This window comes from Gilliamella sp. Occ4-3, assembly GCF_001690675.1.
GTDB classification, from domain to species: Bacteria; Pseudomonadota; Gammaproteobacteria; order Enterobacterales; family Orbaceae; genus Gilliamella; species Gilliamella bombi.
This window is the reverse complement of record NZ_LZHR01000080.1, coordinates 1-9,211: the sequence shown is the minus strand read 5'-3', so window position 1 is coordinate 9,211 and position 9,211 is coordinate 1. Positions and strand designations below refer to the sequence as shown.

The 9,211-nt window shown below is 33.0% G+C and carries 9 protein-coding genes; 6 read left to right on the top strand and 3 right to left on the bottom strand.

Annotation, left to right across the window (positions count from 1 at the left end; all coding sequences use genetic code 11):
* Nucleotides 1-416 precede the first annotated feature (416 nt).
* From A9G44_RS09005 to rhlE, 3 genes are all read right to left on the bottom strand, one after another.
* Entirely contained in the window at nt 417-725 is a 309-nt protein-coding gene (locus A9G44_RS09005) for a hypothetical protein (RefSeq protein WP_034910527.1), read from the bottom strand.
* An 85-nt stretch (nt 726-810) separates the two neighbouring features.
* Nucleotides 811-1,146 (bottom strand): YggL family protein, encoded by a 336-nt coding sequence (locus tag A9G44_RS09000; RefSeq protein WP_034910524.1) that lies wholly within the window; start codon nt 1,144-1,146, stop codon nt 811-813.
* Nucleotides 1,147-1,162: 16 nt separating this feature from the next.
* On the bottom strand, nt 1,163-2,476 hold the full coding sequence (gene rhlE, locus A9G44_RS08995; RefSeq protein ID WP_081298307.1) for an ATP-dependent RNA helicase RhlE: 1,314 nt from the start codon (nt 2,474-2,476) through the stop codon (nt 1,163-1,165).
* 293 nt (nt 2,477-2,769) lie between these two features.
* Between rhlE and nikA the strand changes: the two genes are divergently transcribed.
* From nikA to A9G44_RS08965, 6 genes are read left to right on the top strand one after another with little or no spacing between them, the layout of a single operon-like run.
* The gene (gene nikA / locus A9G44_RS08990; RefSeq protein WP_065610556.1) at nt 2,770-4,335 is read left to right on the top strand and encodes a nickel ABC transporter substrate-binding protein; all 1,566 of its coding nucleotides are present in this window, start codon (nt 2,770-2,772) and stop codon (nt 4,333-4,335) included.
* Nucleotides 4,336-4,357: 22 nt separating this feature from the next.
* Entirely contained in the window at nt 4,358-5,302 is a 945-nt protein-coding gene (opp1B, locus tag A9G44_RS08985; RefSeq protein WP_065589797.1) for a nickel/cobalt ABC transporter permease, read from the top strand.
* Nucleotides 5,299-6,129: a nickel/cobalt ABC transporter permease gene (opp1C, locus tag A9G44_RS08980; protein ID WP_065610554.1), complete on the top strand. Its 831-nt coding sequence runs from the start codon at nt 5,299-5,301 to the stop codon at nt 6,127-6,129. The genes opp1B and opp1C overlap by 4 nt, the downstream gene beginning before the upstream one ends.
* Nucleotides 6,126-6,980, top strand: a complete 855-nt coding sequence (locus A9G44_RS08975) for an ABC transporter ATP-binding protein (protein ID WP_034910514.1) — start codon at nt 6,126-6,128, stop codon at nt 6,978-6,980. Before opp1C ends, A9G44_RS08975 begins: the two co-directional genes overlap by 4 nt.
* On the top strand, nt 6,981-7,760 hold the full coding sequence (locus A9G44_RS08970) for an ABC transporter ATP-binding protein (RefSeq protein WP_065610553.1): 780 nt from the start codon (nt 6,981-6,983) through the stop codon (nt 7,758-7,760).
* 3 nt (nt 7,761-7,763) lie between these two features.
* Entirely contained in the window at nt 7,764-9,089 is a 1,326-nt protein-coding gene (locus tag A9G44_RS08965; protein ID WP_065610551.1) for an MATE family efflux transporter, read from the top strand.
* The last annotated feature ends 122 nt before the right edge of the window (nt 9,090-9,211 follow it).

Genomic DNA, 9,211 nt, shown 5'->3' with positions numbered 1-9,211 from the left:
CTATTCAATATTTCAAGTAATTGTTTAATATAATATTTTTATTATAGTGTATCGATTAATTTTTATAAAATCATTTTTGTTTTAGATAAAAAAGAAATATAGTAACTCACTAAAACAAGCCTATATTGTAAATAAAAAATAACATCATTTAAATATAAAATGCTGACCTTTTTGTTAAGATTTGTAAATATTAGCTTGGATATCTTTTTCTTACAGTTGGAAAGAAAATTATAAAAAAGCAATCCATATTAAAGTTGTAATATCATCCGTTGATAATCTATCATTGAAAAAACTAGCTGTACCAATATATAAAACGATTTACTCTTAGATAATTTAAAAAATTTTAGTAGCAATAAATATAATCGCTAATGTAATTATTTTTATATACCAATAATTTTTATAAATTCTTTTTTATGTTAACGACTTGCATAAATGGAAATAACATCGCCAGAATCAACATCTATATCAACATTTATATCATCTATAACTATTCCGCCAGTCCCAATGTCCATCCAATTATCTTGCGTTATCTCTTTCGAATAAAAGCTTATTGTATAACAGCTAAATCCATTATTTGTGCTTATATAATTATTAAAAGATATATAAAAATGATCGATATCGTATTTATATTTGGTCACAAATTCGCTTTTCTTTGCTGCTTCTATCGCTTTGAATAAAAAAGGCGTATACTTTTTATCAAGTTTAAAAATAGTACCTTCGTTCATTATATAAGTACTCCTTACCGAAATACTATATTGTACCTGAATAGCCACACCAGTGACTATTTTCTATTTAGAGATCACCAATAGATTAGAATTCTAATTCATCCCACCAAATATCGATAAGTGGGCTAGTTTTAACACTTTTTAGACCGTGTTCGTCAAGCCATTTTGTGACAATGTCACGGTGTTCTTCGGTACAATTGCCTAGTTTTTGGGTGCAAATAATCCCTTTCCAATTTAAATAACCACTCCCCTCATAAGCTAAACCATTGGGTTGAATAGCCTCAAGAATAAACTGATCGACGATATTATCTAAAGTTTCTTCAGTTGTACCTTCGTCAAACGACCAACTAACGGTAAAACCTAATTCTTTAAACTCTTCAATGTGTAATTTTTTTCGTAAACGTCTGCTGCGATTTACCATAATAATTTCCTTCTTATTAAATATAAGTTTGCTTATTTTGAGTATGATTATGTTTATTGGAGGTCACACCATTTTGATTGGATTGCGACGATCGATTTGAAGATGAACCTCTTCTTTTTGCTGGCGCACGCCTTGGTGACGATTTTTTTACAGGTTCAGCTTTAATTTTAGGATCAACTTCAAACCCTTTGGTTGTTAATTCTGGAATCGTTTTTTTAACTAATTTTTCAATTGCTTTTAATTGTGGCAATTCATCAATGCACACAAGCGAGAGAGCTTGCCCTTGATTCTGCGCTCGACCTGTTCGACCAATACGATGAACATAATCCTCAGCAACTTGAGGGAGCTCATAATTAACAACGTAAGGTAATAACTCTATATCAAGACCTCGAGCGGCAATATCTGTGGCAACCAATGCCCTAATTTGTCCGCTTTTAAAATCAGCTAATGCTTTTGTTCGAGCTCCTTGGCTTTTATTACCATGAATAGCTGCTGATTTAATGCCATCTTTCGTTAATTGTTCCGCTAAATGATTTGCACCATATTTGGTTCGTGTAAAAATTAACACTTGTTGCCACTGATTTTTACCGATTAAATAAGATAGTAGCTCACGCTTACGGCGTTTATCAACTCGATGCACATATTGAGTAATTTGTTCTGAAGCACTATTGGTTTTTGCTACAGCAACAGATTCAGGTGACTGCAAAATAGATTGAGCCAAAACTTTTATTTCATCCGAAAAAGTTGCCGAAAACATTAAATTTTGCCGTTTTTTAGGTAGCTTGGCAATCACACGACGAATATCATGTATAAATCCCATATCTAACATGCGATCAGCTTCGTCCAACACCAGTATTTTAATCGTTGACAGATCCACCGCATTTTTTTGCTGTAAATCAAGCAATCGCCCTGGTGTTGCAATTAAAATATCCACACCACCACGCAATTTCATCATTTGTGGATTAATACTCACTCCACCAAAAACTACTAATGAACGAATGGGCAAATAACGACTATAATCGCGAATATTTTCACCTATTTGCGCAGCCAGCTCACGCGTTGGGGCTAAAATCAAGGCATATAAAGGACGTTTGCCTTTTTTAGATTTTGGATTATTAGCTTCTTTTGCTTGCTGTTCAATAAGTTTTTGTAATATTGGTAAACCAAAGCCTGCCGTTTTACCTGTTCCTGTTTGTGCACTCGCCATAAGGTCTTTACCAGATAAGATTACAGGTATAGCTTGTTGTTGAATGGGAGTTGGATCGGTATAGTTTTGTTCTTGAATTGCTTTTAAAATCTTGGTATCTAAACCAAGAGAGTCAAATGACATGAAATGTATCCTAAATAAACAAAAAATAAATTATTCATATGCATTATAAAGCAATTCAATAATATTTGTCTGATTATTTAGTAAATTTACTCACTGACTATTATACTAATCCAAATATTAAAATATTACACAAACCCTTACTTAAAAGTATCAAAGCACCTTTAATATATAAATATGTTATAAAGAAGAGTACTAATTTTAATTGTGTTTATCCATAAAAATATAAATGATATTTATTATCATTTACGATTATGTTAATATTTTGCTCTTTATAATAATTTACTGGATTAAACATGCTTTTAAACTTTAGCCACATTAAAAAGCTATTAATTGTCTCACTTTTATCGCTTTTTAGCTTTAACTGTTTTGCAAAAGATGATATCACTTTTGCAAACTTCCGAGATATACGCGATTTGAATCCACACCTTTATGGAGGTGAAATGTGGGCTCAAAATATGCTCTATGAGTCGCTTGTTCATTATAATCAAGATGGCACATTTTCTCCTTGGCTTGCCGAAAGCTGGACTATTACAAACCAAGGAAAAACCTATACGTTTAAACTGAGAAAAGATGTTACCTTTAGTGATGGTGTTAAATTCGATGCTCACAGTGCAAAATTAAACTGGGATGCTGTCCTGTCAAATAAAGTGCGCCATACATGGCTTGAAATGGTACGTTTAATTACTGAAGTCAAAGCGGTAGATGATTATACTCTTCAAGTTAATCTGTCAGAGCCTTACTACCCGTTTTTGATTGAAATTGCAGTAACCAGACCCATGCGCTTTATTTCACCGAATTCAATGATCGATGGTGAAACAAAAAATGGCGTTAAATCTTATATTGGTACAGGCCCTTATATTTTAGGTGATCATAAAAAAGATCAGTATGCTGTTTTTAACGCAAATCCTAACTATTGGGGTGAGCAACCAAAACTGAAAACTGTTACAATGAAAGTTATAGCAGACAACCAAAGCCGTTTAATGGCACTTGAAAAAGGTGAAATTGATTTAATTTATGGTAAAAATATGGTGGATGCCGATTCATTTGAACGTTTTTCAGAAATGGATAAATTTCAAACATTAATGTCAAAACCTGTATCAAGCCGTATCGTATTGATGAATACCACTCGACCCGCTTTAAGCGATGCTAATGTGCGCCGAGCAATCGAACATATCATTAATAAAAAAGATATTTCTGAAGGTATCTTTAATGGTAGCGAAGCGCCAGCTGATACATTAATGGCTACTAATATTCCTTATGCAAATATTGGGTTAAAACCTTACGAATATAATACTAAATTGGCCGAAGAACTACTTGATAAAGCAGGTTGGCTAAAACAAAAAGGTCAGAATTACCGTCAAAAAGATGGCAAATCATTTGAAATAACTCTTTATTATGATAGCAATACTGCATCTCAAAAAACTATCGCACAATATATGCAAGATGAGTTTGAACAGGTTGGTTTAAAACTTAACATTCATGGAGAAGAAGAACAAGGTTATCGTGATCGCCAAAAAGCTGGTGATTTTGATATGGTATTTGATATTTCTTGGGGAATGCCTTATGACCCACAATCTTTTATGTCTGGCATGAAATTACCAGTATATGGTGATTATATGGCACAACAAGGATTGAAAGAGAAAGCTCAAATTGATGCAAGCATTAGTAAAGCATTAATTTCAACTGATGAAAAAGAACGTCAAGCTCTTTACCGTTATGTGCTTGAAACATTGCATAACCAAGCGGTCTATATTCCGTTAACTTATGAACGCAACCGAGCTATCGCCATAAAATCACTAAAAGGTATTGAATTTGCTCCTTCGCAGTTTGACATTCCCTTTGAGAAAATGCATTTTTAATTTATTTTGTTAGTTAGTAATAATGTTAAATTACTTTTTTAAACGTTTAATTATGATGATACCGATTATTATCGGTATCTCGTTTATCGCTTTTCTACTTATTAATTTAGCCCCTTCTGATCCTGCTGAAGTAGCATTACGTTTGAATGAAATTATGCCCACGCCTGATGCTATTGAAAGTATGCGCCTAGAGTTAGGTTTAAATGAACCATTTTGGAACCGTTACATCAGTTGGTTATATAACGTTTTTCAACTTGATTTTGGTCGTTCTTTTGTACATCGAGATAGGCTAGTATTAGATGAGATCATTCGAAGCTTACAACCAACACTGCTTTTAGCATTATCTTCATTTATTTTTACGTTGATTATTAGTCTGATCTTAGGCATTTTATGTGCCATTTTTGTTAATTCAGTTTTTGATCATATTTTACGTATTATAATTTTTTTAGGCACGGCTATGCCGAGCTACTGGCTTGGGCTTTTATTTATCTGGTTTTTTGCTAATTATTTAGATTTACTTCCAACTAATGGATATGGCACATGGCAAAATCTAATCCTACCAACTTTAACGCTATCATTCGTTTATATTTCAACCTATATTCGTTTTATTCGTAATAACATGCTAGAAAACATGCGTAACTACTCCGTTTTTTATGCACGTAGCCGAGGACTAAAAGAACGAACAATTATTCTTAAGCATGTATTAATCAATTCGTTACATACCACTATTACCGCATTAGGGATGACAATTCCGCAATTAATTGCTGGCTCATTTGTGGTTGAATATATATTTTCCTGGCCAGGACTTGGACGGTTATGTATTGCAGCTATTATGAATCGAGACTACCCCGTTATCCAAGCTTATATTTTAATTATGGCAATATTATTTGTGGTATGTAATTTTATTGTCGATGTTATTCATCATTTACTAGATCCTCGTTTACGTGATAATGGTGGTTTGTCATGAATGTACTTAAGCAGGTTTGTAAAAATAAAACTGCATTATGTTGTTTAATTATCATTGCAACTATCATTATATTAGGTATTTTAGCCCCTTATATTGCACCATTTGATCCTAATAAAGTACGTATTATTCGTAAATACGCCCCAATGTCTGCTCAACATTGGTTAGGTTGTGATCATCTTGGACGTGATATTTTTTCAAGACTACTTTATGGCATTCGCTCCACGTTATTTTTGTCATTATTAACCATGATTATTACCATTATTATTGGTGCAATAATTGGCCTAATTTCAGGTTATAAACGAGGTAAACTTGACGAGTATATTATGCGTTTATGCGATATTATGCTCTCTTTTCCTAGCCAAGTGATGATTCTTGCTATTGTAGGCGTACTTGGTGTGGGTATTGAGAACGTTATTATTGCCAATATTATGGTCAAATGGGCTTGGTATAGTCGTATGATTCGCAGCTCGGTTATCAAATATAGCCGTAAAAACTATATTTTATTTTCCAGAGCAATTGGCGCACCACATTCATTTATTATTCGCCGTCACTTATTACCAAATGTAATGTCAGAATTAGTTGTGTTAGCCACACTAGATACTGGTTGGGTAATTTTAAATATTTCAGCTTTATCTTTCATAGGGCTTGGCATACAAGCACCAACTCCAGAATGGGGACTAATGCTAAGTGAAGCAAAAAACGTTATGATGCAGCATCCTATGCAAATGCTCTATCCCGGAATTGCAATATTAATTGTGGTTGCTGCATTTAATATGCTTGGTGATTGTTTACGTGACATTCTTGATCCTAAGGAAAAAACAGCATGAATAATAAATTACTTGAGGTTAAGAATCTTACTGTAACACTGGATAATGGCAAAACACTACTTAATGATATCTCCTTTTGCCTTGAGCATCATCAATGTTTAGGTATTGTGGGCGAAAGTGGCTGCGGTAAAAGTTTAACTAGCAAAGCTATTATCGGTTTATTAGAGCCCTACTTTTCGGTTCAAGGCAAAGTTTTATTTAACCCTAAACAGTCTAAAATAGCATTACAATTAAATGGTGATTTATTAAAACAAAACCATGAAACATTACGCCATATTCGTGGCAGTGCTATTTCGGCTATACTACAGCATCCAATGAATGCTTTTGATCCGCTTTATTGTATTGGCAATCAAGTGGTTGAAACGTTATTGGCGCATCTGACAATTAGTAAAAAACAAGCTATTGAAAAAACATTAACCATGATTGCCGACATTGGTCTTAATGTTCCAAAACAAATCTTTAAGAAATACCCACATCAGTTAAGTGGCGGCATGTTACAACGAATCATGATCGGAATAGCATTAATGCTTGAACCTGAATTAATTATTGCCGATGAACCAACCACAGCGTTGGATTCTATTAGTCAACTTCATATTCTGCAATTATTAAAAAATATCAAACAAAAATCGAAAACAGCAATGATATTTATCTCGCATGATTTAAGTGTTATTCACCATATCGCTGATCATATTATTGTAATGAATCAAGGCCAGATTGTAGAACAAGGTAGTTGCGATCATATTTTTTATCATTCTAAAAATGATTATACACGTTACTTAATTGATACGCGTAAACAGTTATTAGCTAAATTTAACGCCGTTATCCACCCAAATAGATTGGAGACTATCTAAATGACGCCGTTATTACAAATTAATAATCTCAAAAAATCTTTTTTACAACCTAATCAAGGTTTATTTAATCGCAAAAAAACACCAATTATTAAAGATGTTTCTTTATCTTTATACCAAGGCGAATGTTTAGGTATTGTAGGAGAAAGCGGAAGCGGTAAAAGTACACTTGGAAATCTAATTTTGGGGCTTGAAAAACCTGATAGTGGCAAAATTTATTTTAATGGGCAAGATATAGGACAACGTGCATGGCGAAAATCTCCAATGCGACGAGAAATAAGCGCTGTGTTTCAAGACTACAACACTTCAGTTAACCCTTATTTTACCGTTGCTGAAATTATTGCCGAACCCATTTATATTTATGACAAACTTACTGCAAGCCAACTTAAAAAGCGAGTAATTGAACTATTAGAACAAGTAGGATTAAATGAATCATTTTATCATCGATTTCCCCACGAAATGAGTGGAGGACAATTACAACGTATCTGTATTGCACGAGCAATTGCCTGTTCACCTAAATTTGTTTTATTTGATGAAGCAGTAAGTTCACTTGATATTACTGTCCAAACTCAAGTTTTATCGTTATTAGTTGATCTGCAAAAACAGTTAAATTTAACAACCATTTTTATTACACATGATTTAGCGACTATCACTTATCTTTGCGATCGGGTGATCTTCTTTTATCAAGGACAGATTGTCGAACAAGTTGATAAAATAGCCAATTTAAATCAGGTTAATAATGTTTACTCTAAACAACTTCTTAAATCTATTTTAGGTTTTTAAATTATGGCAACTCAATCTATCGTTAATAAACAATATCGTTTTAAAGATTACTTAGCGCTAGTTATTCCGTTTATTATTTCAACTATTACAACTCCATTACTGGGCGTGGTCGATACCGCATTGGTTGGACATTTACCCAATCCAGCCTTTATTGCAGGCATTGCTGTTGGCGCTGTTATTTTTAATACTATTTATTGGCTTTTTGGCTTTTTACGAGTTAGTACCACTGGTTTTGCAGCACAAGCATTAGATGACCCGTTACTGTTGCGAGCATCTTTAATTCGCCCTTTATTTATAGCTATATTTTTAGGAATTATTTTTATCATTTTTCAACAGGTGATATTTTCTTCCTCAATGCACATTATCAAACCTAATGAAGAAGTAAAGCATTACGCGGATATTTATTTCTCTGTCTTAATTTGGGGAGCACCGTTTGTCCTTATCAACTACGTTTTAGTTGGTTGGTTAATGGGAATGTCTAAAGTAAAGGCTGTGCTATTTCTACAAGTATTAATTAATCTGCTTAATATTATTATGGCAGTAATTTTTGTTTGGTGCTTTCATTTGAATGTGCAGGGAGTTGCCTTTGCAACACTAATTGCTCAAATAATTTGTACTTTGTTAGGCATTTGGTTTATTTATCGTAATTTACCGAAATCCAATCAACAAACTGATTTAAAATCGATACTATCTTGGCAATCATTGAAAGGAGTGATTTTAGTTAATACCAATTTGATGATTCGTACCATTTGCTTATTAATCGTTACCAACCATTTTATCTCGATTGGTTCTAGTTTTAGCACCGAAGTGTTAGCTGCTAATGCCGTTTTGTTTCAAATTCACTATTTAATGGCTTATTTGTTTGACGGGTTTGCCAATGCCTCAAGCGTATTTAGCGGTAAGGCGAAAGGTACTAAAGATATTAAGTTATATAATCAAACCTTACATTGGTCACTGCAAGCTTGTATTATTTGTCCTCTAATATTAATCGCTTTATGGTTTGGATTTGATACAACAATTATTAAATTATTAACCAATCAAATCGAAATCATCTCAATCTGTTTGCAATATCAATATTGGCTTACTATCTTTCCTATTGTGGTTGCTGGTGGTCTTATCTATTATGGCGTTTTTTCTGGGATCAGTTACACTTCTTCTATTCGTGATTCTATGATCCTTGCCTTAATTTTATGGCTGATATCACAATATATCTGTGTACCAATATGGGGAAATAATGGATTATGGCTTTCTTATATTTTATTTAGCTTAGGTAGAACTTTATTTTTAGTAATGTGGGTAAAAAAATCTAAAAGATATATACTAAACTAAATAACCAATTATCTTTTAAAAGTCTAAAGTATTTATACCGTTCAAAGCATTAATTAGATAGTTTATATAAAAGATAATACAAAGCTTTTGTTTCTGAATTAACCTGTTGTGTAAGCAACTAT

Bases quoted from the DNA above. Each gene is read 5' to 3' on its own strand.
- rhlE (WP_081298307.1), bottom strand. From the start codon at position 2,476: ATGTCATTTGACTCTCTTGGTTTAGATACCAAGATTTTAAAAGCAATT.
- A9G44_RS08970 (WP_065610553.1), top strand. From the start codon at position 6,981: ATGACGCCGTTATTACAAATTAATAATCTCAAAAAATCTTTTTTACAA.
- A9G44_RS08975 (WP_034910514.1), top strand. From the start codon at position 6,126: ATGAATAATAAATTACTTGAGGTTAAGAATCTTACTGTAACACTGGAT.
- A9G44_RS09005 (WP_034910527.1), bottom strand. From the start codon at position 725: ATGAACGAAGGTACTATTTTTAAACTTGATAAAAAGTATACGCCTTTT.
- opp1C (WP_065610554.1), top strand. From the start codon at position 5,299: ATGAATGTACTTAAGCAGGTTTGTAAAAATAAAACTGCATTATGTTGT.
- A9G44_RS09000 (WP_034910524.1), bottom strand. From the start codon at position 1,146: ATGGTAAATCGCAGCAGACGTTTACGAAAAAAATTACACATTGAAGAG.
- A9G44_RS08965 (WP_065610551.1), top strand. From the start codon at position 7,764: ATGGCAACTCAATCTATCGTTAATAAACAATATCGTTTTAAAGATTAC.
- nikA (WP_065610556.1), top strand. From the start codon at position 2,770: ATGCTTTTAAACTTTAGCCACATTAAAAAGCTATTAATTGTCTCACTT.
- opp1B (WP_065589797.1), top strand. From the start codon at position 4,358: ATGTTAAATTACTTTTTTAAACGTTTAATTATGATGATACCGATTATT.